Annotated in this window: 23 protein-coding genes; 6 read left to right on the top strand and 17 right to left on the bottom strand. The window is 37.6% G+C overall.

Features of this window, described 5'->3' with window-relative positions; all coding sequences use genetic code 11:
* From RMB06_RS11380 to RMB06_RS11360, 5 genes are all read right to left on the bottom strand, one after another.
* Window positions 1–260, bottom strand: a 260-nt coding sequence (locus tag RMB06_RS11380) for a CoA-transferase (protein WP_311079529.1), incomplete at its 3' end; no start/stop codon positions are given.
* Between the two features lie 18 nt (window positions 261–278).
* A complete protein-coding gene (locus RMB06_RS11375) occupies window positions 279–950 on the bottom strand; it encodes a 3-oxoacid CoA-transferase subunit A (RefSeq protein WP_005069060.1) in 672 nt (223 codons plus the stop codon).
* Between the two features lie 350 nt (window positions 951–1300).
* Window positions 1301–2017: a 2-C-methyl-D-erythritol 4-phosphate cytidylyltransferase gene (gene ispD, locus RMB06_RS11370; protein WP_005069059.1), complete on the bottom strand. Its 717-nt coding sequence runs from the start codon at window positions 2015–2017 to the stop codon at window positions 1301–1303.
* On the bottom strand, window positions 1983–2372 hold the full coding sequence (gene ftsB, locus RMB06_RS11365) for a cell division protein FtsB (RefSeq protein ID WP_005069056.1): 390 nt from the start codon (window positions 2370–2372) through the stop codon (window positions 1983–1985). Before ftsB ends, ispD begins: the two co-directional genes overlap by 35 nt.
* A gap of 275 nt (window positions 2373–2647) precedes the next feature.
* The gene (locus RMB06_RS11360; RefSeq protein ID WP_404976475.1) at window positions 2648–4831 is read right to left on the bottom strand and encodes a TonB-dependent siderophore receptor; all 2184 of its coding nucleotides are present in this window, start codon (window positions 4829–4831) and stop codon (window positions 2648–2650) included.
* 373 nt (window positions 4832–5204) lie between these two features.
* Here RMB06_RS11360 and RMB06_RS11355 point away from each other — a divergent pair, with 373 nt between their 5' ends.
* Window positions 5205–5885 carry a hypothetical protein gene (locus RMB06_RS11355; protein ID WP_311079526.1) on the top strand — a complete coding sequence of 227 codons (681 nt, stop codon included), beginning with the start codon at window positions 5205–5207 and terminating at the stop codon, window positions 5883–5885.
* 365 nt (window positions 5886–6250) lie between these two features.
* Window positions 6251–6928 carry a DUF421 domain-containing protein gene (locus RMB06_RS11350; protein WP_014206937.1) on the top strand — a complete coding sequence of 226 codons (678 nt, stop codon included), beginning with the start codon at window positions 6251–6253 and terminating at the stop codon, window positions 6926–6928.
* A gap of 83 nt (window positions 6929–7011) precedes the next feature.
* On the opposite strand, the gene eno is transcribed toward RMB06_RS11350, so the two are convergent.
* The 3 genes from eno to RMB06_RS11335 all read right to left on the bottom strand — a co-directional run bounded on the left by eno (window position 7012) and on the right by RMB06_RS11335 (window position 10890).
* Complete coding sequence (gene eno / locus RMB06_RS11345) at window positions 7012–8301, bottom strand: phosphopyruvate hydratase (protein WP_002121066.1); 1290 nt, start codon at window positions 8299–8301, stop codon at window positions 7012–7014.
* A 63-nt stretch (window positions 8302–8364) separates the two neighbouring features.
* A complete protein-coding gene (gene kdsA, locus RMB06_RS11340) occupies window positions 8365–9222 on the bottom strand; it encodes a 3-deoxy-8-phosphooctulonate synthase (RefSeq protein WP_002121042.1) in 858 nt (285 codons plus the stop codon).
* Window positions 9223–9252: 30 nt separating this feature from the next.
* The gene (locus tag RMB06_RS11335) at window positions 9253–10890 is read right to left on the bottom strand and encodes a CTP synthase (protein WP_311079523.1); all 1638 of its coding nucleotides are present in this window, start codon (window positions 10888–10890) and stop codon (window positions 9253–9255) included.
* 223 nt (window positions 10891–11113) lie between these two features.
* On the opposite strand from RMB06_RS11335, the gene RMB06_RS11330 reads away from it, so the two are divergent.
* Both RMB06_RS11330 and RMB06_RS11325 read left to right on the top strand, forming a co-directional pair.
* Window positions 11114–11557: a hypothetical protein gene (locus tag RMB06_RS11330; RefSeq protein WP_057085293.1), complete on the top strand. Its 444-nt coding sequence runs from the start codon at window positions 11114–11116 to the stop codon at window positions 11555–11557.
* A 241-nt stretch (window positions 11558–11798) separates the two neighbouring features.
* Entirely contained in the window at window positions 11799–12644 is an 846-nt protein-coding gene (locus RMB06_RS11325; RefSeq protein ID WP_025468387.1) for a metal-dependent hydrolase, read from the top strand.
* A gap of 62 nt (window positions 12645–12706) precedes the next feature.
* On the opposite strand, the gene RMB06_RS11320 is transcribed toward RMB06_RS11325, so the two are convergent.
* The 4 genes from RMB06_RS11320 to RMB06_RS11305 all read right to left on the bottom strand — a co-directional run bounded on the left by RMB06_RS11320 (window position 12707) and on the right by RMB06_RS11305 (window position 17079).
* The gene (locus tag RMB06_RS11320) at window positions 12707–13801 is read right to left on the bottom strand and encodes a YheT family hydrolase (protein WP_014206940.1); all 1095 of its coding nucleotides are present in this window, start codon (window positions 13799–13801) and stop codon (window positions 12707–12709) included.
* Window positions 13802–13820: 19 nt separating this feature from the next.
* Window positions 13821–14537: an SGNH/GDSL hydrolase family protein gene (locus tag RMB06_RS11315; protein WP_311079520.1), complete on the bottom strand. Its 717-nt coding sequence runs from the start codon at window positions 14535–14537 to the stop codon at window positions 13821–13823.
* Between the two features lie 38 nt (window positions 14538–14575).
* Window positions 14576–14983: a nuclear transport factor 2 family protein gene (locus RMB06_RS11310; RefSeq protein ID WP_005069036.1), complete on the bottom strand. Its 408-nt coding sequence runs from the start codon at window positions 14981–14983 to the stop codon at window positions 14576–14578.
* A 71-nt stretch (window positions 14984–15054) separates the two neighbouring features.
* Window positions 15055–17079: an NADPH-dependent 2,4-dienoyl-CoA reductase gene (locus RMB06_RS11305; RefSeq protein WP_311079519.1), complete on the bottom strand. Its 2025-nt coding sequence runs from the start codon at window positions 17077–17079 to the stop codon at window positions 15055–15057.
* A gap of 135 nt (window positions 17080–17214) precedes the next feature.
* Between RMB06_RS11305 and RMB06_RS11300 the strand changes: the two genes are divergently transcribed.
* A complete protein-coding gene (locus RMB06_RS11300; RefSeq protein WP_005069032.1) occupies window positions 17215–17775 on the top strand; it encodes a PadR family transcriptional regulator in 561 nt (186 codons plus the stop codon).
* Window positions 17776–17777: 2 nt separating this feature from the next.
* Window positions 17778–18695, top strand: a complete 918-nt coding sequence (locus RMB06_RS11295) for an alpha/beta hydrolase (RefSeq protein WP_311079517.1) — start codon at window positions 17778–17780, stop codon at window positions 18693–18695.
* A gap of 50 nt (window positions 18696–18745) precedes the next feature.
* On the opposite strand, the gene RMB06_RS11290 is transcribed toward RMB06_RS11295, so the two are convergent.
* The 5 genes from RMB06_RS11290 to RMB06_RS11270 all read right to left on the bottom strand — a co-directional run bounded on the left by RMB06_RS11290 (window position 18746) and on the right by RMB06_RS11270 (window position 24059).
* Window positions 18746–19801 carry a 3-deoxy-7-phosphoheptulonate synthase gene (locus RMB06_RS11290; protein ID WP_311079516.1) on the bottom strand — a complete coding sequence of 352 codons (1056 nt, stop codon included), beginning with the start codon at window positions 19799–19801 and terminating at the stop codon, window positions 18746–18748.
* Window positions 19802–20225: 424 nt separating this feature from the next.
* A complete protein-coding gene (locus tag RMB06_RS11285) occupies window positions 20226–20588 on the bottom strand; it encodes a YnfA family protein (RefSeq protein ID WP_005069026.1) in 363 nt (120 codons plus the stop codon).
* Window positions 20589–20591: 3 nt separating this feature from the next.
* Window positions 20592–22868, bottom strand: coding sequence for an ATP-dependent Clp protease ATP-binding subunit ClpA (clpA, locus tag RMB06_RS11280; protein ID WP_017400370.1), 2277 nt, complete (start codon window positions 22866–22868; stop codon window positions 20592–20594).
* A 9-nt stretch (window positions 22869–22877) separates the two neighbouring features.
* On the bottom strand, window positions 22878–23291 hold the full coding sequence (gene clpS, locus RMB06_RS11275; RefSeq protein WP_002121129.1) for an ATP-dependent Clp protease adapter ClpS: 414 nt from the start codon (window positions 23289–23291) through the stop codon (window positions 22878–22880).
* Window positions 23292–23300: 9 nt separating this feature from the next.
* Window positions 23301–24059 carry a DUF6776 family protein gene (locus RMB06_RS11270; protein WP_014206946.1) on the bottom strand — a complete coding sequence of 253 codons (759 nt, stop codon included), beginning with the start codon at window positions 24057–24059 and terminating at the stop codon, window positions 23301–23303.
* Between the last annotated feature and the right edge of the window lie 54 nt (window positions 24060–24113).

Raw genomic sequence — 24113 nt, 5'->3', positions numbered from 1 at the left:
TGGAAAAAGCTACCACCTTCAAGCATGGTCACAAACTCTTTACCCGCATTAATCAGTTCAGGATCTTCTTCACCTGCCGCTGGCGGTGGGCCAAAAGCCAATAGGCCATTTTCAGAATGAAGAAAAATATCTTTATCGTCAGGTAAGTAACTAGCGATCTTGGTTGGTAGGCCAATACCCAAGTTCACATAGGCGCCATCTGGAATGTCTTGTGCCACACGTTGTGCAATCTGGTCACGGCTGAGTTTCTGGTAGCTCATGTTATTTCTCCTTATTGCTTACTGTGCTGGCGCTACTTGTACAACGTGCTGTACAAAAATACCTGGGGTGATAATGTGCTCAGGGTCTAATCCACCGAGTTCAACCACTTCAGAAACCTGAGCAATAGTGACATCCGCAGCCATGGCCATAATCGGGCCAAAGTTACGTGCAGATTTACGGTAAACCAGATTGCCCCAGCGGTCACCCTTGTAGGCTTTAATCAAAGCAAAGTCAGCCTTGATCGGATATTCAAGTACGTAATCTTTCCCATCAATCTCACGGGTTTCTTTGCCTTCGGCCAAAAGTGTTCCAAAGCCTGTTGGGGTAAACACAGCGCCTAGGCCCATACCTGCTGCCTGAATACGACACGCCAGATTACCTTGCGGGACCACTTCAAGCTCGACCTTTCCGGCACGGTACAGTTCATCAAATACATAAGAATCTGACTGACGTGGGAAAGAACAAATCACTTTTTTAACTGAGCCTGCTTTCAGCAATTTCGCCAGACCATAATCGCCATTACCGGCATTGTTACTGACGATGGTTAGGCCTTTAACACCGAGTTCAATAAGACCATCAATGAGTTCAGCGGGTTGTCCTGCGGTACCGAAACCACCAATCAGAATGGTTGCACCATCTTTAATCTGCGATAGAACCTCGCTTAGTGAGGACTTACTTTTGTCAATCATTAGACAACTCCATTGTGCTCATTGAAGAAGAGATAGGTAAGAGAGTTAGGCACACTGAGGCGAGAAGAATAGATAAATATTTCACTCAATCCCGAGTGTTTCCCTTAGATTTCCCTTTTAAACATTTTTGATAATTTTCGTATTTTGATCTAGTAAGCTACATACAGTTTTGTTCGGTATAAATATATTTTGTTCGATGATCGAACATTATCTAAGTAAATTACTCAACTAATCTTATAGACTTGGGGTGTAAAAAAATATTAATTCTTATAAATAGATATGTAGAAATGAAATATTTACTTAGGCTATTTCTCAAATAAAACTACAAAATATTATTATGTATATTTATCTTAAGACTGTGATTGTAAAATTAAACGTGCAAGCTCTAAATCATCAGGATAAGTAATTTTAATATTATCAGAACGCCCCATTACAACCTGCACAGTTTCACCCATATATTCGAGTGCACTTGCCTCGTCGGTAATAGCAATGTTATTTTCTAAAGCGTATTCAATTGCCTTTTTGAGCTTCCCAATTTTAGCAATTTGAGGAGTTTGAGCTTGCCACAATGAATCCCGACTTACCGTCTTATTAATATAATTATCTACCCTAACCCGCTTTAACGTATCACGAACAGGAATCGCTAAAATAGCACTATGATTTGATTTAATTGCTTGTTCAACAAGGGTATTTAAACATTCAATTGTTACACAAGGCCGTGCTGCATCATGCACAAGCACCCAATCATTTTCGTCAGCAAAAGTTAAAAGATGATTTAATGCGTTTAATACTGAATGGACTCGTTCTGCCCCACCCATACAAAAATGAGCCTTATCTATATTTTGAAATGCGAGAGTCTGAGCAAAAGTATCTTGGGTACCAATTGCCAAAACATAACCATTTAATGGAAGTTGACTTATGCGCCGAACAGTATGTTCTAAAACAGTCGTATTCTGAATATATTGATACTGCTTCAATTCAGTTTTAGAAAATCGACTTCCTGACCCTGCAGCTGGAATCACTGCCCACAATTTAGTCTGGGATATCTGGGGATGCAGGTGTCTCATTCGTTTCCAAATCAACTTTAGCGTTCGGGTCAATATAAATAGGCTTGTAATGGGTACTGATGGTACTCATTTGAACAAATGTCTCATGTGGTTTAACCAAACCAAGATCAAGGCGAGCATGTTCTTCTATTGCTTCTGTACCATTTTTCAGGTCAAAAACCTCTGCTGCCAAAATACGGTTTCTTTCTTTAAGCTCTTCATTTACTTCAGCTTGTTGCTGAATTTGTTGCATGAGAGCTTGATGAGGGAGATAGCCACCCTCACCTAACCAAAATTGATATTGCAGTATGGCTACTAAAACAATAACCAGTAGCAATATCAGTTTGCTTGAAGTGGATCGAAATACTTCTAACATATCATTAAGATTTTTAATTAAAAACTTTCATTAAGAGATTGTATTGTATAGTAATTAAGAAGTAGCATGCGAAATTCCTGCAAAAATTTAAGCAAAATTATTAATGGGCATATTACTTTAATTGACCATTGTGACATGTTTCATTTTGTCAAAAATGAATGGAATTTGAAAGGGAAATAATATTTATAAGTACAACTGCTTATAAATCAATCTACGCACAAAAAAGCCCTCTTTTGAGGGCTTTTATAAATCGGTTACTTATGAGTATGTCTGTATCAAAAATTATAACGAACACTCAGCGTTGCATTTCGTGGTGTTCCCCAGTTCATTGAGTTTTCACCAATACCCTCATAATATTTCTCATCAAAAATATTATCGATGTTAAATTGAAGTTTGATATTTTTATCCACTTGATAACCAAGCATCGCACTTGCTAAAACATAAGCATCTTGCTCAATGCGAGTGCTTCCACTACCCGTATAGTATTTGCTCTTATAATTTAAGCCAAGTCCTGCACTCCACTGATTAACTTTGTACTTAACAAATAAATTTGAAGTTGTTCGAGAGTTTGTCGTATTAACCTTCGTACCCTTTGCATCTTTTGCTTCAAAATTAGCAATACCAAAGTTAATGCCCCAATTGTCATTAATCTCGCCATCAGCTTCAAACTCAAAACCTTTACTTTCAACCCCATCTACAGCGCGATAGGCCTGTTCTGTAGTTTGTATACCATTACGGACAATAAATACTCCAGGTATCAATTCAGCAAAATTAGATTGTTCTATTCTAAATACTGACAATGCTGTATTTAAACGCCCCCCAAACCACTCACTTTTTAAGCCAGCCTCATAACTCTTACCTTTAATCGGGTCAATATATTGATCATTTACATCTTTACGATCTTGAGGTTTGAAAATCTCTGTATAACTCGCATAGACAGAATGATCTTGGGCAAAATCATAAATAGCGCCAATATATGGTGCTAATTCATTGTTAAATTCACGGTTACCTTTATCATTTTCAGATTTATATTTCCAGTTAGATAAACGTACACCAGCAATAATTTTCAAAGGGTCTAGAATTTGAAATTTTCCAGCAATATATGCCGCAGTTTGTGTGGTTTCATTCAGCGCATTTTTGCCGTTTAAAACAACAGGCTGAAGCAACTCTTGAGCTATATCATTATAGTTAAGCGGACCACCTAAATATTTTTCAATGTCTTGATTTTTGTTAGATCCACCAAAAATATCTTTGGTCTTTTCATTCTTATTCCAAGATCCACCAATAATGATTTCTTGTGGACGATTAAAAAGTGTAAATGGGGCATTAATAAAAACATCAATATTGTTTTCTTCACTCGCAGCTTTGGCACCATATACAGAAACATTATCCTTTTTATTATCATCTATATTTTTTAGTGGACTGGTGCTGGTTGCCTTATCTACTTTTCCAGCTGTATATAACAACATAGAGTCCGTATCTTCTTTGCGGAAGGTATAAGCAACATTTAAATTAACATCACCAAACAAATTCTGTTTTAAGTTTGCAAACACTGCCGTTGTATTCACATCCCAATATGTCCAAGGTGCACTTACTGTTAAGCTTCTAGAAAAATTGGTACGGGTCCCATCAGTATAAAAAGCAGGTGTACCACCCCAGCGGATACCATCACGATGCAATTCTTGATAAGTAGCTCCAAGCGACATACTTGTTTTATCGCTCAGATCATAATCAAGGGCACCATAAAATACATTCCGTTCTTTCTCATAAAAATCCATAAATGAATTTTCATCAGAATGCTTCACAAACATACGTCCACGCAATGAACCATCAACATTAAGCGGTGCAGAAATATCTGCCGAACTACTCCAAGAGTTCCATGAGCCTAATGATGTACTGACATTACCACTAAGTTCTTTTGAGTTTGCATGTTTGCGAATCATGTTCAGCGCCATCGCGGGATTGCCCGCACCTGTGGTTAAGCCATTAGCACCTTTCACCACCTCGACGCGATCATAAATATCTAAATCAAGGTCCCCTGTACCTAAATTAATCGTGCTCGGTATTCCATCTATTAAGTAATAATCTACCTCAAAACCACGTGCATAAACTTTCTGACGCTCATCAGTACGTGAAGTCGAAACACCCGTAATATTGTTCATTAAATCTTGAAAAGAATCGATTTTCCGATCATCTAAATATTCACGGGTTAAAACCTTCACCGACTGTGGTGTTTCACGAAGAGATAAATTTAATTTTGTAGAAGTATTTGTGCTTTTTGCTGTATAGCTGCCCGAACCTTCGGTAACAGCGAAATCTTCTTCTGCTTGTACTTTTATCGTTTCTAAAGTGGCTGTTCCATTTATCTCATCAGCATAAACAATTGAAGGAGCAGTTAAAGCCATAGCAAGTGCTAACGGATGAGATGTAAACGCTTTTCTAAAGGGCGGAGTGTACATAAGAAAATTCCATAATAACCAATGTGCTGTGCGAGATTCCTTAGTCTTTTGCTACTTTGGTCCTTGTTACACAGCAGCAAAAGTCGGCACAAAAATTAACATGAATGATAATTGTTATCAACAATATATTAATAATTATTCCTATTTGTTTAAATTAAATTATCAATGGTTCTAATCACTTATATATTTTCACTCTCTTCAAACCTTGTTTGGTCATCACATCTTTTAAATTTATTGCTCTTTCAATTAGCCAATAAAATGTTATGCAATAGTTTTATGATTAACTCAAAAAATAACAAACTAAACAGTATTTTCTTTTATATTTTATTATTCTTCTAAAATATCATCATAGAGAATAAAGGTACAAGTTGTAGTGCATAAAGTTTTAGCATTTTCTTTAGTAAGCTTAGGTTTGAGCGCTTGTAATAACCATACTGATGATAGTCCTTCAAAAATAATTAATATGAAGGACAACCATAAGCAACATGAAAAAATTAATACTTATATATATGAATATAATGAAATTATTTATAAATTAAATACAGAACAAGACCAAACAACTGCTCACTTAAGATTTAAAAACTTATTGAAAAAGATACCTTCTAGCGAGAACAACCTAAATATTTTAAAAACTAAACGCAAAATACTTGTACATTTAGGTTGTCTTAAGGAAGCATATAGTGTTACCGAAAAAATACTAGCTAAAACAGATATTTCAAAGCTACAAGAGATGCAATGTATTTTTTTAAGCAAAATGAAAAGAGACCCTTATCAAATAAAAGAATGCTATGAAAAAACTGCTAATAGTTATTTAACCGAGATAAATTTGATCCCAAAAGCTGCTTTAAGATATCAATATGCTTTATGGGGACAGTATGCAGCGATGTTCAATGCTGGCCATATAGAATACAAAGACAAACTCCAAGAAATTATCGACTATCATAATATTGAAGATCACAAAAAAACTTATCAACAAATGTATAAAAATATTATGGATCCTCATGCTTTTCAAAAACGTTTAGATGCCATCCCCTATACTTCTAATTGTCGTTAAACTATCTTATTAAAGATAATAAATTTTTGGTTATTAATCATATTTATAGTCATATCTTTCTTAAGGAGAATTTATTTAATAATAAGAAACCCACAAAGTATATCTTTTATATTTTTTATCTCTCATGTAAATACAAGCTCATATAAAGTAAAAGTACCTTTTTAGATCTACTTTGCAATAAATCAGCTTGGTCACGCTATCAACAGTAAACTCCTTCATAAAGAATTATTTGAAATAAATTTATAAAAAGTCACATATATTTCGAGCTTTTAACCAATAACTACCTAAAAAGTATATTTTTTTATTTTTTACTTTGTTAAGAATTTATAAGGATCTCTTCTAACTATTTTAATAAGGAGAAAAAAATGGATTTTTTTAATATTTTCATTGGTGACACGACTTGGAAATTTGTTTTAGAAATTTTGGTTCGATGTACCGTAATGTTCATCATCATTATTAGCTTTTTAAGATTATCCGGTAAACGAGGTATACGTCAGCTCTCCCTTTTTGAACTCGCCATTATTTTATGTTTAGGTTCAGCCGCTGGTGACCCGATGTTTACCGAGGACTTACCTATTGCCCATGCATTCGTCGCGTTTGTTGTTATTCTTTTTCTTTATCGCTTTGCTACATGGAGTATGGTAAAGCATAAAAAAATTGAAGATTTGCTTGAAGGAAAAGCGCTTTGTATTGTTAAGGATGGCCTTGTAGTCTACAAAGATTTCCAAAAACAATCATATTCTCATGATGAGTTTTTCTCTGAAATGCGTCAACAAAATGTTGAGCACCTTGGACAAGTAAGAACAGCTTTGTTGGAGTCGGATGGTATTCTTAGTCTGCTTTATTTTGAAGATGAAGATGTAAAATGGGGCTTGCCGCTATTCCCTGATGCCTACCGTAAAGCCGATGTACTGAAACTTAATACTTTTTATTCATGTATGAAATGTGGTGAAACAAAAATTTTAAATAAGATCGATCAAGAATGTACCCGCTGTAAACATCACAGTTGGGCTGAGTCTTTAAAAACACGCCGATTAGGATAATAAAAAAGGTGCTATTTCCTATTAAAAACAGGAAATAGCACCTTCAAATGTTAAAAAATTAATTTTAACTTTTTATTTAAAGATTAGTTTAAACCTTTAAACTCAGCTTTACCGCGGTAAGCAGCTTTAGTCAATTCTTCAATACGAAGTAATTGGTTGTACTTAGACACACGGTCAGAACGACAAAGTGAACCAGTCTTGATTTGACCAGCAGCTGTACCTACTGCTAAGTCAGCAATAGTAGAATCTTCTGTTTCACCAGAACGGTGAGAAATAACAGTCGAATAACCATTTGCTTTAGCAAGATAGATTGCATCTAAAGTTTCAGTCAAAGTACCGATCTGGTTGTATTTGATTAAGATTGAGTTACCAACTTTTTCATCAATACCACGTTGTAAAATCTTAGGATTAGTTACGAACAAGTCATCACCAACCAATTGGATTTTATCACCAAGGATTGAAGTCAAGTAGCTCCAGCCTTCCCAATCAGACTCATCAAGACCATCTTCGATTGAGATAATTGGATATTGATTTACAAGGCCAGCTAAATAATCTGCAAACTGATGGCTTGTAAATGCACGGTTACCTTCACCTTCTAAAACGTATTGACCGTTTTTGTAGAATTCTGAAGATGCGCAGTCAAGTGCAAGCATCATGTCTGAACCAGCTTTGTAACCAGTCAATTCAATTGCTTGTAAAATGATTTGAATTGCTTCTTCGTTAGAACGTAAGTTAGGAGCAAAACCACCTTCATCACCTACAGCAGTATTCAAACCTTGTTTCTTTAAAACTGATTTTAAAGAATGGAATACTTCAGCACCAGCACGTAAAGCTTCAGCAAATGAAGTGAAACCTACAGGCTCAATCATGAACTCTTGAATATCAACAGTGTTGTCCGCATGCTCACCACCATTTAAGATGTTCATCATCGGTACAGGCATTGTCAAAATTGTTTGACCACGAAGATCTGCGATGTATTGGAAAAGAGGAAGTTTCTTTTCTTCAGCAGCAGCGCGCGCAGCAGCCAATGACACAGCTAAAGTTGCGTTAGCACCTAATTTCTCTTTGTTTTCAGTACCGTCAAGCGCGATCATTGTATTATCAATGTCTTTTTGCTCAAAAACTGATTTACCCAACAAAGCATCACGAATCAACGTATTAACGTTATTAACTGCTGTACGAACGCCTTTACCTAAGTAACGCGATTTATCACCGTCACGTAGTTCTAAAGCTTCACGAGAACCAGTTGAAGCACCAGATGGTGCACATGCACGACCAACAACCCCAGATTCTAAAATTACGTCTGCTTCGATGGTTGGGTTACCACGAGAGTCCAAAATTTCACGTGCACGAATGTCAACGATTTGGCTCATGAACAATTCCTCTTTGAATGAATATGAGCTGCGGTTAAAGCAGCGTAAGGGTTATAAAACAACTCAATGGGTGTCTAACTTTTTGAATCCTTTAACTAAAGTATCCAATTCTTTTATTTGTGCCAAGAACGGTTCAAGTTGCGACATACGTAATGCACAAGGTCCATCGCATTTTGCATGTTCTGGATCTGGGTGTCCTTCCAAGAACAATCCAGCCAAACCAGTTGCCATTCCAGCGCGTGCTAAAGTTGTAATTTGAGCACGACGACCACCTGCTGAGTCAGAACGACCACCAGGGGTTTGTAATGCATGTGTCACGTCAAAGAAAACTGGCACATTCATTTCTTTCATTGTGTCAAAGCCAAGCATATCTACAACAAGATTGTTATAACCAAATGCTGAACCACGTTCACAAAGAATAAGTTTGTCGTTTCCTGCTTCTAAACATTTATGCAGGATATGACGCATTTCATGAGGTGCTAAAAACTGGGCTTTCTTAATATTAATAATAGCCTGTGTTTTCGCCATCGCCTCGACAAGATCAGTCTGACGACTTAAGAAAGCGGGTAATTGAATAATATCGGCTACTTCTGCAACTGGTGCAGCCTGATATGGCTCATGCACATCAGTAATGATAGGAACATTAAAATGTTTTTTAATATCACCTAACCATTCGATACCTTTTTCAAGTCCAGGACCACGGAATGAATGCAGACTAGAACGATTTGCTTTATCGAAACTCGCTTTAAATACATAAGGAATATCTAAGCGTTTGCAAATATCAACATACGTTTCTGCAATTTCAAAAGCTAAATCTTTTGATTCAAGTACGTTCATTCCGCCAAATAATACAAATGGCAAATGATTTGCCATTTGTATATCGCCTAAACGTACAACTTCTTGTGGTTTTAATTGTGACATTTAAACTTTCCCAGTTTATTTAAAATCGCATTATTTACTTTTTTGATGCTGTGTTTTTGCAGCGTCAATAAAACTAGCAAATAATGGATGTCCATCACGTGGTGAACTTGTAAATTCCGGGTGGAATTGTACAGCAATAAACCAAGGATGTTCAGGAATTTCTACAGTTTCAACTAAATGTTGTGCTGAAGAGTAACCTGAAATCTTCATACCAGCTTGTTCAATCGACTCGATGAAACGGTTATTCATTTCATAACGGTGACGATGACGCTCAGTGATTTCAGCTTTACCGTAGACTTCACGTGTTTTTGTGCCTTCAACCAATTCAGATTTTTGAGCACCTAAACGCATAGTTCCACCTAGGTCAGACTCAAGGCTGCGTTGTTGTAATTCACCGCGCTCATCTAACCATTCAGTAATTAAACCAATGAGTGGATATTTTGTAGAGCGATTAAATTCTGTTGAAGAAGCTTCTGGCATACCTGCAACATGGCGAGCATATTCAATAACAGCCAATTGCATGCCTAAACAAATACCCAAGAATGGGATTTTGTTTTCACGTGCGTATTGAATAGCTTTCATTTTACCTTCAGTACCACGCTCACCAAAACCGCCTGGAACTAAAATTGCGTCAGCTGTACTTAAAATAGATACGTCTTGGCTTTCGAGTTCTTCAGCGTTGACATAATCAATTTGTACTTTTACGCGATTTTTAATACCTGCGTGTAATAACGCTTCATTCACAGACTTATAAGCATCTGGTAATTCAACATATTTACCAACCATAGCTACACGTAAAGTGTATTCAGGATTTAGTAATGCTTCGACTACATTATCCCAATCTCCTAGGTTTGCTTCTGGAAGATCATTAAATCCAAAACGCTCACAGATCAAATCATCAACGTTTTGTTCATAGAATGTACGTGGAATTTGATAAATCGTTTTCGCATCTTTACATACCACTACAGCACGCGCTTCTACGTTAGTGAACAATGCAATTTTGCGTTTAGTGTCAACATCCACATCATATTCAGTACGGCAGATAAGAATATCTGGCTGAATACCAATCGAAAGCAACTCTTTTACAGAGTGTTGAGTTGGTTTTGTCTTAAGCTCTGCTGCAGATTTGATATATGGCAACAAAGTTAAATGCATAAGCATGGTTCTTTTATGACCAAGCTCAACCATTAACTGACGAACTGACTCCATAAATGGAAGTGATTCGATATCACCTACCGTACCGCCAATTTCTACGATAGCAACATCGTAGCCTTCACCTGCGCGAAGTACGCGTTCTTTAATGTTGTCAGTAATATGAGGAATAACTTGAACTGTACCACCAAGATAGTCACCACGACGTTCTTTATTTAAAACGTCCTGATATACACGACCACTGGTAAAGTTATTAAGTTTGGTCATTTTCGCACGACGTAAGAAACGTTCGTAATAACCCAAGTCTAGATCAGTTTCGGCACCATCCTCTGTGACAAAAACTTCACCATGTTGGAAAGGGCTCATTGTCCCTGGATCGACATTAATGTAGGGATCCATTTTAACCATTGTGACTTTTAAGCCACGGGCTTCCAAAAGTGCAGCAACTGAAGCAGCAGAAATACCTTTACCTAGCGATGAAACTACACCACCAGTGACAAAAATAAAATGGGTCATTAAGTTTCTCGTACAATCAAGCCGAAATCGGCCTACAATGTTTGGCAATTTTACTGTACTCTGCCCCTATAAAGCAAAGTCAAACCGCATCAATTCAAAGATCATTAAACAACTGGCTATTCTATCAGCATTTTTAATAAAAATTTAGGTCAATCTCACATGATTTTTTCATTCTCTTTTGCTGTTATAATGCCAGCTCCTCAATTAAATGTTGTTTAGGACAATGGCAAATAAAAAACTTTTAATCTGTGCTGCAATTGCTGCTGGACTATTGTTAACCGCATGTGTCAAAAAAGAAACACCTAAAGAAGAAGAGCAAGAAAAGGTTGAAACTGCTGTTTCAGAACCTACACCTGCTGAACCTGCAAAATTTGAGTCTCTAGAAAGTGTTCAAACTGAAGAAGCTCAAACTCAGGAACCAACGCAAGTTGAGGTGCATCACGAAGAAACAGCAAATACGACAACTGAAATTCGCCGTGAAACTCGCCCTGCGCAAGCTGAGCAAAATTCACAAACAAATGTTTCTGAGCAACCTAAAGCAGAACCGAAGCCAAAACCTGAACCAAAAGCAGAGCCAAAACCATCTAAGCCAGCTGAACCAGCTCAAAGTGAAGATGATGCTGTTGCTGCTGCAATTGCGGCTGCTACTCCAGCGCTTAAGAACTAAGTTCGTATGCGAATATGCCCAAATTGAACCATCAGTTTGGGCTTTTTAAATATTATTTAAATTATCAACACAATAATAAGTTTTACTTTTCTTTCTATTTATCTTTAAAGTTTTCTTAGTTATCAATTAGGGACAATCTACTTTTTCTGCCAAAAAAAGCATTGACGATAGATATAGGGCGATGTAGTTTTTGATCAAGTTCCTTTTTGGAACTTTAATTAAAAGAAGATTGGAGCCTAGAATGAATACAGTATCAAATCGTGTCCCCGCCTCATTTCCAGTCCGTCGTATGGACTATAATTTTGAAAACGTACCTCGCTACTGGTGTAATAACGAGCCTACTTTTACACATTATTTTACTGGTTTATCAACATTGTTCCCTGAAGGTGAATCATATTTTGTTCGCTCTGTTCGAGCTTTACGCGCCAAAGCAAAGTCGAATGAAATTTTAGATCGGGAAATCAGTGCTTTTATTGGCCAAGAAGCAATGCACTCTAAAGAACATCATGCTTTTCATGTAAGTGCACAGCAATATGGTTTAGATCCTCAATCTTTAGAAAAAGTAACTGGCATCGTTTTAAAAACGATTGAAAAAGTTTTTAGTAAAAAATGGAATTTGCTTGTAACAGTAGGTCTAGAACACTACACAGCAGTACTTGTGGTTAGCATGATGCAATCCGTTAATGAATTGATGACGGACTCAACTATTCGCAATTTATGGCTATGGCATAGTATTGAAGAAACTGAACATAAAGCTGTGGCCTTTGATCTCTATCAACATTTATATGGAAGCGGCTTAAGTGCATACCTTCCTCGCATTACAGTCTTTACTTTAAGTCTATTTTTAATTACAGGCTTTTCAACAATCTATCAATTTGTTCTTATGAAACGAGATCATCAACTTTTAAATTTCAAATCTTGGCGTAAGTTCTTTAGTTTTGCGAATAAACAATATAGAACATTGATCCCTCAATTTTTTGATTATTATCGCTTTGACTTTCATCCCAACCAAACAGATGAAAAAGACCTCGTGGCTAGCACAAAAATCAAAATTGGACTAAAAGATCCCAAATTGCTTTTATCTTGATCTAATAAAATTATAAAGCCCATCTATTGAATGGGCTTTATTTAACTTATTGCAAATTACCGTTATTGCTTATGTTCGACCAAAAAATAATTTGATATTAATTTGGCAGCCCATGATGTACTTTTCCAACCTTCATAGAAGCCACAATGACTTCCTTTTTTTGTGGTGATTACCGCAATATTACTCATTTGCTGAATCGTTTCTTTGTAAGGTTCCAAATTTTTAATAGAACAGACAGGATCATCCTCAGCGTTAAGAATCATTAATGGTATTTTGACATTCTCAAATACATAAATTGGATTAATGGCTTGGCAATAGCTTTGATAATCTTCAAAGCCAGCCATTTCAAAATATTCTTTCTCAAACTCTTCCAGACTTGTCGTCGCTAGAACTTTTTCAATAGAAGAAAGTTGGTTCCATGTATTTTGATAAGGATGAATAAAATACTTGAATAACTTTTTGGTCATCATTTTGCTATAAAACGGATGAACATTTTTAAAGCCAATCTCTGTGTTGTAGCCTGGGCACATTGCAAAGGCAGCTTTAAATGGCGTGTCAGTACCTTGCTCTCCTAAGTAGCGAACCAGTAGTCCTGTCCCAGCAGAGGAACCTACGGCGTATAAATCCGATTTAGGAAACAAATTTTGAATATGCTCAAGTTGCTCTTTAAGATCGCTTGTTGACCCAAAAAGAGAAATCTGTGGCACAGGCATAGGTAATCCAGCATGCCCACGGCGTAAGCATAGTGCTATTCTCCATCCTGTATAGTGATGTATATCTTTCACAAGTTCACGCATACTTTCAGGGGTCCCTGTAATGGTATGCATAATGACAACTGTTGGAGTATCTGGAGGAAGATCATAGCCATACCACGCGATCGCAGTTACGCCACCATCTTTCATGGTGAGCTGATCAATACGATCATATTCAAGCTTAATGGTTTTTTTTCTAATAATATCAAAATATAAAAGATGAACATGATTGTTGCTTAACCACGGTGTGGGCCGATATTTTTGCTTGAGCTGGGGCAATTTCTCCAGAATATCTTTTATTTTCCCATTTGGATCATAATAGATTTTTGGCTGTTCAGCACCGAGTACTGAGTCAAACAATTCTGAACCGAAAGCTTTAATTTTATTTAAAGTAGATATGCCCATTTTCAATCACTACCTCTGATTATGAGTTAAATGATTGCCGCACTAAGGCTGCAACCTGTTGTCCCCAAATTGCATAAATTTCCTTGCTCGGATGAAAACCATCACTTGCCATAGGCAGATTCATCGCTTGAAAATGCTCAATATCATATTGAATGAACTTAAATTGGTTTTGTGATTCTAACCATTTATCTAGTACCTGATTCATTTGTTCCGCATATTTTCCAAACAACCAAGCCAATGGATTGGGTAAAGCTGGAAAATGCTGTATTGGCGGAACACCAGAAACAATAATGAGCTTAGGCTGAAAACGTGCCTGTATATATTGAAATAATTGTTTTTGTTGTTTTATCCATGAACTTGCTGAGGTTAGTTTTGTTACATCATTAACCCCAATCGACGTAACCACCACATCGTAATTTTGTTGCTCTAAATGCTGTACTGCTTGAAAAACCTGCTTAGTTGTATCACCTGTTTTTGCATGCAGTTTCCAGCGTATTGAATATTGATCCTGCAACTCAGAAATAATTGCACCAGATAAAGCATCTTTTTGGGTTTCCACCCCAACACCAGCTGCGGCAGAGTCTCCTAAAATAAGTAATGATAGAGGTCTTCCATTACCAACGATGCCTTGTCTCTCACCACTGGCTTCTAGCAAGCGTGGTGTATTCTTACGAACCTTTGTTCCCTGTACAAACAGTACAGGAAGCAATGCTAGAGTTGAAAGCTTTAACCACATTTTATTGATCTCTATCTTACTTAGGCTATTTACTAAAATTATTGAGGCTGAAACTTAGCAATTCTTATACCCATTTGTTCAGCCAATGCAGCTAAGCCACTCATTGGACGTATCATTACTTCAAAATCAATAATTTTGCCTTGTTCATTAAAACGAATCATATCAATACCTTTTAATGATTTACCACTGACATTGGCACTGAACTCAAGCACTACATTTTCACCGTCTTCTGTGTAGAACTCACGATGATAAGTAAAGTCTTCGAACACCTGAATCACATTGGTAAGAATGAAGAAAACGACCTGCTTTCCTTCATAAGGTTTGTAAGCAACTGGTGAGCGAAAAACTACTTCATCTGCCAACAAATCATTTAGATCGGATAAGTTACCAGCCTGAACCATTTCATGCCATTTTTCTAAAGACTGTTTTGTTGTTTCGAGTGTCATTGTTTTTATATCCTATAATTTAACCAAAGAAGTAACGGGCATTTCTCTTTATAAGAAATGCCCATAAAAATTTATAGTGTCGCTGCTAATTCAGCGCCTTGGCGTATTGCACGTTTTGCATCCAGTTCACCTGCCTCTTTAGCGCCACCAATTAAATGAACATTTTTTCCATCTGTTTTTAATTGATCATACATTGCAGTAAATGACTCTTGGCCTGCACAAATCACCACATGGTCAACCTCAAGTACACTTGGTTTTCCATCTATAGTTATATGTAAGCCTTGATCGTCTACCTTGTCGTATTGCACACCAGCAAACATTTTGACCTGACGATTTTTTAGTCCTGTACGATGAATCCAGCCTGTTGTTTTCCCTAAACCAGCGCCTACAGCAGCAGTTTTACGTTGCAGTAAATAAATTTCTCGTTCAGATGCCTCAACTTTTGGTTGTTTTAAACCACCTACATGTTCATATTGAGTATCGATTCCCCACTCTTCATAGAACTTTTCTGGATTTAAACTGCCACTTTCACCTTCATGAGTAAGATATTCAGCTGTGTCGAAACCAATACCACCCGCTCCAATAATGGCAACACGTTGGCCTACTGGCACACGCTCTTTTAAAACCTGTAAATAGCTCAACACTTTAGGATGATCAATTCCCTCAAACTGTAATTGACGAGGTGTTACACCTGTTGCAACCACAATTTCATCAAAATTTGCCTGGCTTAATTCTTCGTAAGTTGCTTGATGGTTTAATACAAGTTCAATGTTTGGTCGCAATTCAATTTGACGACTAAAGTAGCGTAAAGTTTCGTAGAACTCTTCTTTTCCAGGAACCGTTTTTGCAATATTAAACTGACCACCAATTTGATGACTTGCTTCAAAAACTTTAACTTGATGCCCGCGATCAGCTGCATATACCGCAAAACTTAAACCTGCCGGACCCGCACCAATAACAGCAATATTCTTTTTAACCTGAGCTTCTTTAAAGATCAGTTCAGTTTCATAACATGCACGCGGGTTTACTAAACAAGTTGCAATTTTCATTGAGAAAATATGATCTAAACAAGCTTGGTTGCATCCAATACACGTATTAATTTCATCACTACGACCTTCACTTGCCTTCAAGACAAATTCAGCATCCGCCAACATTGGTCGTGCCATAGACACCATATCAGCATGACCCGATGCCAATACATGTTCAGCCATTTCAGGCGTATTAATTCGGTTAGAAGTAATTAAAGGGATAGAGACTTCACCTTTAAGTTTTTCAGTCACCCAAGTAAATGCAGCACGAGGAACTTTGGTTGCGATTGTAGGAATACGTGCCTCATGCCAGCCAATACCTGTATTGATAATTGTTGCGCCTGCTTTTTCAATTTCTTTTGCAAGCTGAATCACTTCATCAAAACTTGAACCGCCTTCAACTAAATCAAGCATAGATAGGCGATAAATGATGATAAAATTTTCACCAACTAAAGCACGTGTGCGCTTTACAATTTCAATTGGAAAGCGGATACGGTTTTCGTAACTACCGCCCCATTCATCATCACGATGATTGGTTCGAGCTGCAATAAATTCGTTAATTAAATAACCTTCGGAGCCCATGATTTCTACACCATCATAGCCCGCATATTGAGCAAGTTTGGCACAGTTGGCAAAGTCATCAATGGTTTGTTGTACTTCCGCAGAGCTTAAAGCTTTAGGCTTAATCGGGTTAATTGGTGCTTGAATTGCTGAAGGCGCAACGTTATTTGCCTGATAAGAATAACGACCCGTATGTAAAATCTGCATAGCAATTTTACCCCCGGCTTCATGCACAGCTTGGGTAATTATTTTATGTTTTTCAGCTTCTTCAACTGTATCTAGTTTGGTTCCATGGCTAAATACAACACCATCATCATTTGGAGAAACACCGCCAGTTACAATTAACCCCACATCACCTTTTGCACGCTCAGCATAAAACGCAGCCATACGCTCATATCCTTGCGGTGCTTCTTCCAACCCAATGTGCATAGAACCCATAAGCACACGATTTTTTAAAGTAGTAAAGCCTAAATCAAGTGGCTTTAATAAATGTGGATAAGCTGACATATTTTCTCCTATGGCTAGCAATAAGCTTGCTAATGCAACTTGTTGCATAAATTTATAATCAAATTTTGACTTTTATGCAACATGTTGCATAATCTCATGAGTCACACTTTACTTTTGCTTACAAACTGGATTGCCATGTCACTTCCTCATGTTTTACTGACCAGCTTGCTTGAACGTCCAAGTACAGGGTTTGAACTCGCCCGCCGCTTTGACCGCTCAATGGGCTTTTTCTGGAATGCCACTCACCAGCAAATTTATCGTGAACTCAATAACATGCTTAAAAAAGGCTGGGTTTCCACTTTAGAAAATGAAATGGATAATGGCCGAAAAAAAACCTATCAGGTCGAACAACTGGGTCGTATAGAACTAGCCTCATGGATGACGCAACAAAGTGAACCTGCACAGCTTCGTGATGATTTAATGGTTAGATTGCGTGCAGAAGCACAATTGAGCAATAATCAGATATTACCTGAACTGTTAAGGCATCTTGGTTTACATCAAGAGAAGCTCAAACTTTATCAAAGTATTTATGATAAAGATTTTAAAGACAGCGATGATCTAAATGACCGTGTGTTATACATCCACAAAATGATCTTAGAACTTGGAATTACGATGGAAAGTGAATGGATCAAATGGTTGGAACAAGTCATCCCTCAATTAAAACGCTTTGCCCAAGATAACCCATCTGGAGAATAGCCATGCCGTATTACACCATGCCCGATCGGGAAAATTTATTTGTACGCCGTGTTGGTCGTGGTGAGCCTGTTTTGGTTTTATCTGGCCTTGGCATGCAAAGTTGGCAGTGGCTACCGTTTATTTATGCAAACCGCAAAGAATATGAGTTTATTATTCCAGACTGGCGTGGTTTCGGTGGGTCAAAGAATTGTGCAATTCCCGAGCAAGATGCCATTTCTAGTCATTGGCAAGATGTTGCTCATTTGATAAATCAATTAAAACTCGATAACTTTATCTTGATGGGTTATTCAATGGGCGCGACAACTGCCATGCATGGCATGAAACACGCTCAACTGGCACAGCAGTTAAAAGCCTATTTACATATTGATCAGACACCCAAAATATCAGTAGATTCAACTTGGGAATATGGTTTATTCGGCCCTCTTCACACTCAGTTCAAACAACTATTAAATGATATTTATCAATTATTGCTAAAGCATAAAAACGCCAAACATCTTTATGAACTATCTCTTCCAAATCGACAAGAACTAGTCCGTCTATGGGTAGATTTTATTGAGTTACAAAGTAGCAATCCATTTAGTCCACTAGTTTTTAAAACAGCTTTAAAACAGCCTTTTCTACAAAAATATTTATTACCTATTCAACGTTTGGATTACTTGTTTTGGTATGTTGAAAATTATCTGTATCACAATGAAGATTATCGAGAAGCAATTCAGCAGTTAGCATGTCCTACCACTTTTTTTATTGGTCGTAATTCGACACTTTATCCAGAAACTGGTCAGACACTGATTGCACATAGCGTTGAGCATGCAAAAGCAATATATTTTGAACGTTCAGGCCATACACCTTTATTAACCGAACCCAAAAAGTTTGGGCATGAAATCACTACATTCCTATCCGAACTCAAGCATGCTTCTTAAAAAAAGCAAAGGGATCTATTTACAGATCCCTTTTTAAAGCCCATAAATAATTAAGCGGAATGAGCTAATTCTTTTGTCTTTAATTGCTTCGAGACATTTAATAAAAGCTGCTCTGTTTTTTCCCACCCTAAACAACCATCAGTTACTGACTGGCCATAAGTCATATCACAAGAAATCTTTTGGTTACCATCAACCAAATGACTTTCAATCATGACACCTCGAACTTGTGTTTTTAAACGTTCAGCAACGATTTGCTGTAAAACTTCTGTCTGACGCAACGGATCTTTCCCACTATTACCATGACTACAATCAATCACCAGTGCAGGTAAATTCTGTTTGTACTTTTCGCGTATCGCCTGAATTGAAGCCAAATCGTAATTTGGCCCATGATTCGCACCACGCAAGATCAAGTGAGGTAATGGATTTCCGGCACTCTGAATCACTGAAGGCAAGCCTTGTTGATTCATTCCTAAAAATTGATGTTCATTTTGCGCGGATTGAATCGCATCTAGTGCAATCTGAATAGAACCATCAGTACCATTCTTGAAACCAATACTGTATGGCATATGACTTGAGATTTCACGGTGAATCTGAGATTCGCTTGTGCGAGCTCCAATTGCACCCCAAGCCAATAAATCATCAAAATAGCCAGTTGCCATTGGACTTAAAATTTCACTCGCAATTGGCAAACCCTTTTCAATAATCCGTAGGTAGAGTTCACGAGACTTTTCTAAACCAAGTTGTAAATTTGATGAACCATCTAAATTTGGATCATACATGAACCCCTTCCAACCAACTGTGGTACGTGGTTTTTCAATGTATGTACGCATCACGATAAAAATTTGATCTTTTACTTTTTCTTGTAATTTTTGCAGTTTTTCAGCGTATTCAAGTACTGCAACTGGATCATGAATTGAACAAGGCCCTGTAATTACCATTAGACGAGGATCGTTGCCGTTAAGAATATTTTGAATAATTTGGCGGTGTTCGGCAATTTGACGTGCGAAAGTGTGTGCAAGCGGATATTTCGCTTTTAACTGGATAGGTAAACTAACTGGTGTTTCTTTTGTATTGGTTTGAGTCAGTAAAGTATTTAGGGCATTCATTGGTTTTTTCCTTGGGACTGCAATCTACTCAGTCCGATCATTTATTTGAGCGTTTTGGATCTATTCGTTGGTAAAGGTAAGCAAAAGTAAAACCAATAAAAGTTGCTAAAGTACGAATAAGTCATGTTGTTCATTTTAAGTTCCTCGATTCTAAAAAGATAAAGCATAAAAAAACCTGATCGGGGTTGCCGATCAGGTATTAACTGTGATGGGCAACTTTCTCATGCCCGAATACGCTCAGGCAACTATCTAAATTGCCAAAAGTAATAATAAGCGTTAGTGTTCACAGATTGATTTAACATCTTTATCTCAAATATTAAAAAATGTTCCTTAAATCTAAAATACGCATTGTTGATGAGTTTGACAAGTCTTTTTTTTGAAAAAACTTCTTATTTTCTTGCTTAAGATTTGATTCAATGATGCATTAACGAATCAACCCTTGAGGTTGCAAAATAATTAAACCAGCTCCACAAAGCACAATTAGACCACCTAATATATCCCATCTTGTTAATCCCACCTGATCAACAAAGCGTAGCCACATAAGCGCAGTAAAAATATAGATACCGCCATAGGCCGCATAAATGCGCCCAGAAGCTGCCGGATGTAAAGTCAACAACCATACAAAGATAGCCAGACTTAAGACCGTAGGTAGCCACAGCCAAGCCGACTTACCCTCTTTTAAAATCAGATAAGGAAAATAACAACCAAGAATTTCAGCAATTGCCGTGATAATAAATAACCCGAATACACTGAGTATTCGGGTTATAGCAAGACTATCAATTAACATAAATTATGCTGGTTCTGCCGTATGATGATCTTCAAACACTTCAAGTTTTAAGCCGACAGCTTTGCCATCTTCTTTTTTCACCGATACAGCCACGTTACCACCATGATCTGCAAGTTCACCAAACAGAATCATTTCAGCGAGTGGTTTCTTCAAGTGTTCTTGAATGAGACGTTGCATTGGACGAGCACCCATCAAACGGTCATAACCATTTGTAGCTAACCAATCTCGTGCACTTTGATCAACATCAAGAACAACTTGTTTTTCATCCAATTGCGCTTGTAATTCTGTCAAGAATTTATCGACTACAGACTCAATCACAGTTGTTGGCAATGCTTTGAATTGAATAACACCATCTAAACGGTTACGGAACTCTGGAGAGAAAGCACGTTTCATCGCTTCTTGGTTATCAGAACTATGATCTTGTTCCGTGAAACCAATGCTCGCGCGAGAAATACTTTCTGCTCCAATATTCGTAGTCAGAACAATAATCACATTTCTAAAGTCTGACTTACGTCCATTGTTATCCGTTAAAGCGCCATGATCCATGATTTGTAGCAATAGATTAAACACATCTGGATGTGCTTTCTCAATTTCATCAAGCAACAAGACACAATGCGGATTTTTATGAATCGCATCAGTAAGCAAACCACCTTGGTCATAACCCACATACCCTGGAGGTGCTCCAATTAAGCGTGAAACTGCATGACGTTCCATATATTCAGACATATCGAAACGTACAAGCTCTACACCCAATAATTTAGCGAGTTGCTTAGTAACCTCAGTTTTACCTACACCTGTTGGACCAGCAAAAACAAAACTACCCACTGGTTTATCTGGTGACTTCAATCCAGCACGAGATAATTTGATCGCTGAGCCTAATGCAGTAATTGCTTCATCTTGACCAAACACCACACGTTTTAAATCACGCTCAAGATTTTCAAGCACTGACTTATCATCTTTAGACACAGTTTTTGGTGGAATACGAGCAATCTTAGAAACGATATCTTCGATATTCTCTACAGTAATCAAGCTATCATCACTTTCAGCTTTCAAACGGCGTTGAGCACCTGCTTCATCAATGACATCAATTGCCTTATCTGGTAAGAAACGATCATTAATGAACTTAGCAGAAAGCTCTACAGCTGATACCAAAGCCTTATCGTCATATTGTACGTGGTGAAAATCTTCAAACTTAGTTTTCAATCCACGTAAAATATCAATCGTTTCAGCAATACTTGGCTCATTGACATCAATTTTTTGGAAACGACGAGATAACGCATGGTCTTTTTCAAAAACCTGACGATATTCTTGGAAAGTCGTTGAACCAATACAACGTAAAGTACCATTAGCTAAAGCTGGCTTAATAAGATTTGACGCATCCATCGTGCTACCCATACTTGAGCCTGCACCAATGATCATATGAATCTCATCAATGAATAAAATCGCATTTGGATTTTTCTTCAATGCATTAAGCAATTGTTTTAAACGTTTTTCAAAGTCACCACGATATTTCGTTCCAGCAACTAATGCACCAATGTCCAGACTATAGATTTCAGCCTGACTTAAAGGTTTAGGTGCTTTACCATTCACAATTAACCATGCTAAACCTTCAGCAATCGAGGTTTTACCCACACCTGGATCACCCACAAGCAATGGATTGTTTTTGCGACGGCGGCACAGAATTTGTGCTGTACGCTCAATTTCTTTTTCACGACCAATCAGTGGATCAGTTTTGCCTTTTTGCGCTTCAACATTTAGATTCAGCGTATAAAGCTCAAGTGGCCCTGCATTGCTTGCGCTAGTTTCACCTTCAATATCTTCAACTTCTTCTTCAACTTGTACTTCGTCTTTACGTGTCCCATGAGACAAGTATTGAGTCAATGTCAAACGATTGATTTGATGACGTTTAAGTAAATACACAGCAAAAGAATCACGCTCTGAATACATTGCGACCAAAACATCTGCACCTTCAACAGTACGATCGCCGCCACTTGATTGCACGTGGAAAATAGCACGTTGCAAAATGCGGTCAAAACTTTCTGTTGGATGAGGAGCTTGCTCGCTATTTTCGCCAAGCTTAGGAGTATGTTGTTCTACATATTCTTCTAATTCTTTACGCAAAGAAACTATATCAGCCCCACATGCTTTTAATGCATTCACGGCTGAATCGTTGTCGAGTAGTGCTAATAATAAATGTTCAACTGTAAGAAACTCATGTCTCTTTTGACGAGCCATGCTAACAGCCAAACGTAATGATACTTCTAATTGACGACTGAGCATGTAACCCCCTTATGCTTTAGGCTCAATCTGGCAAAGTAATGGATGACCTTGCGATCGAGCGTAATTATTAACAAGGTTTGCCTTAGTTTCCGCGATGTCTCTTGGATAGACTCCGGCAATACCTTTACCTTCATAGTGTACTGTTAGCATTACTTGAGTTGCTTGGTCAAGATTCATTGCAAAGTATTGTTGTAAAATTTCAATTACAAAGTCCATTGGAGTGTAATCGTCATTCATTAATACGACTGCATATAATGGGGGACGCTTGAGTTCAGGAGGAGCTGTTTGTACAACAACCTCTCCATCATGATCTTCGTTTTGCGAATCACTTAAGCGTGGGTGGAAGTGCCAATCGACATAGCCAGACTGCTGAAAAGAAGCCTTGATATCTTTTAAGTTTGTTTGACGCTTATTTGTTCGCATAGGATGTTACTATTGTGAATTTGCTTCAGCTTGAGGAATTTCTGCCACGAAAGCAGAAGATGTTTCGACAGGTTTACCACGCTGCCAACTAAAACGTTTAATAATCGGTGTATCAGAACCACCAGTTAAACGCACTTCAATAAATTGAGGCGTGAAACCTTTAGGCATTGTCCAACGACCTGTTAAGCGCTCAAAGTCAGTAAAGTTAAAGTTCTTCGCTTCAAGCGGTACGACTAAAACTTCAGTATCTTTAATCAATCTGATTTCAACCGATCCCAAAGCGCGGCGCTTACTTGGACTTACTTGGACTAAATCTAGCTGATATTCATAAGCATTTTCAGGTAAAGGCTTAATTGCCAGATTTTGGATTGTTAAGCTCAAACCACCACGTTGTCTCAAAATCTCACGATAGATATTACTCATACCTTCTTGCTGAGTCTTATCGGCGTTCGCTTGATTAAGTGCTTCAAACAGATCATTTGCATTTGTCACAGCCACATCACGCTCTTGCACCGCTGCATTAAGGCTTTTGTTAACTGCATCTAAGGCTGTTTTTTGCTTTTGCACCACTTCAACCAATTGCTCCGCATCTGCATCGTAACCAACAACAGTTAAACCTTGACGGTGCCCAATTGTATAGCCGAGCGCAAAACAACCACTCATTAAAATAGCAGCACCAATAAACAAAGGCTTATTGGTGTTTAAAAATTTTTTCTTTTGCAACGAACTTTCTGCTGAAGTCGTCTGTCCAGAGTTTTGCATCGTCATCTCAGTGTTCAAGATCAGAGTCAAGACACACATTTAAATCGAAATTTAAATGTG

Source organism: Acinetobacter sp. V104_13 (assembly GCF_031798995.1).
GTDB classification, from domain to species: domain Bacteria; phylum Pseudomonadota; class Gammaproteobacteria; order Pseudomonadales; family Moraxellaceae; genus Acinetobacter; species Acinetobacter pittii.
This window is presented reverse-complemented; position numbering and strand designations above follow the sequence as displayed.

What these genes read in the sequence shown, in the direction of transcription:
- RMB06_RS11270 (WP_014206946.1), bottom strand. Translation starts at nt 24,059, where the DNA reads ATGACGATGCAAAACTCTGGACAGACGACTTCAGCAGAAAGTTCGTTG.
- RMB06_RS11325 (WP_025468387.1), top strand. Translation starts at nt 11,799, where the DNA reads ATGAATACAGTATCAAATCGTGTCCCCGCCTCATTTCCAGTCCGTCGT.
- RMB06_RS11310 (WP_005069036.1), bottom strand. Translation starts at nt 14,983, where the DNA reads ATGACACTCGAAACAACAAAACAGTCTTTAGAAAAATGGCATGAAATG.
- ftsB (WP_005069056.1), bottom strand. Translation starts at nt 2,372, where the DNA reads ATGTTAGAAGTATTTCGATCCACTTCAAGCAAACTGATATTGCTACTG.
- RMB06_RS11290 (WP_311079516.1), bottom strand. Translation starts at nt 19,801, where the DNA reads ATGAATGCCCTAAATACTTTACTGACTCAAACCAATACAAAAGAAACA.
- RMB06_RS11350 (WP_014206937.1), top strand. Translation starts at nt 6,251, where the DNA reads ATGGATTTTTTTAATATTTTCATTGGTGACACGACTTGGAAATTTGTT.
- RMB06_RS11375 (WP_005069060.1), bottom strand. Translation starts at nt 950, where the DNA reads ATGATTGACAAAAGTAAGTCCTCACTAAGCGAGGTTCTATCGCAGATT.
- eno (WP_002121066.1), bottom strand. Translation starts at nt 8,301, where the DNA reads ATGAGCCAAATCGTTGACATTCGTGCACGTGAAATTTTGGACTCTCGT.
- RMB06_RS11300 (WP_005069032.1), top strand. Translation starts at nt 17,215, where the DNA reads ATGTCACTTCCTCATGTTTTACTGACCAGCTTGCTTGAACGTCCAAGT.
- clpA (WP_017400370.1), bottom strand. Translation starts at nt 22,868, where the DNA reads ATGCTCAGTCGTCAATTAGAAGTATCATTACGTTTGGCTGTTAGCATG.
- RMB06_RS11360 (WP_404976475.1), bottom strand. Translation starts at nt 4,831, where the DNA reads ATGTACACTCCGCCCTTTAGAAAAGCGTTTACATCTCATCCGTTAGCA.
- RMB06_RS11295 (WP_311079517.1), top strand. Translation starts at nt 17,778, where the DNA reads ATGCCGTATTACACCATGCCCGATCGGGAAAATTTATTTGTACGCCGT.
- RMB06_RS11335 (WP_311079523.1), bottom strand. Translation starts at nt 10,890, where the DNA reads ATGACCCATTTTATTTTTGTCACTGGTGGTGTAGTTTCATCGCTAGGT.
- clpS (WP_002121129.1), bottom strand. Translation starts at nt 23,291, where the DNA reads ATGCGAACAAATAAGCGTCAAACAAACTTAAAAGATATCAAGGCTTCT.
- kdsA (WP_002121042.1), bottom strand. Translation starts at nt 9,222, where the DNA reads ATGTCACAATTAAAACCACAAGAAGTTGTACGTTTAGGCGATATACAA.
- RMB06_RS11315 (WP_311079520.1), bottom strand. Translation starts at nt 14,537, where the DNA reads ATGTGGTTAAAGCTTTCAACTCTAGCATTGCTTCCTGTACTGTTTGTA.
- RMB06_RS11285 (WP_005069026.1), bottom strand. Translation starts at nt 20,588, where the DNA reads ATGTTAATTGATAGTCTTGCTATAACCCGAATACTCAGTGTATTCGGG.
- ispD (WP_005069059.1), bottom strand. Translation starts at nt 2,017, where the DNA reads ATGAGACACCTGCATCCCCAGATATCCCAGACTAAATTGTGGGCAGTG.
- RMB06_RS11305 (WP_311079519.1), bottom strand. Translation starts at nt 17,079, where the DNA reads ATGTCAGCTTATCCACATTTATTAAAGCCACTTGATTTAGGCTTTACT.
- RMB06_RS11330 (WP_057085293.1), top strand. Translation starts at nt 11,114, where the DNA reads ATGGCAAATAAAAAACTTTTAATCTGTGCTGCAATTGCTGCTGGACTA.
- RMB06_RS11320 (WP_014206940.1), bottom strand. Translation starts at nt 13,801, where the DNA reads ATGGGCATATCTACTTTAAATAAAATTAAAGCTTTCGGTTCAGAATTG.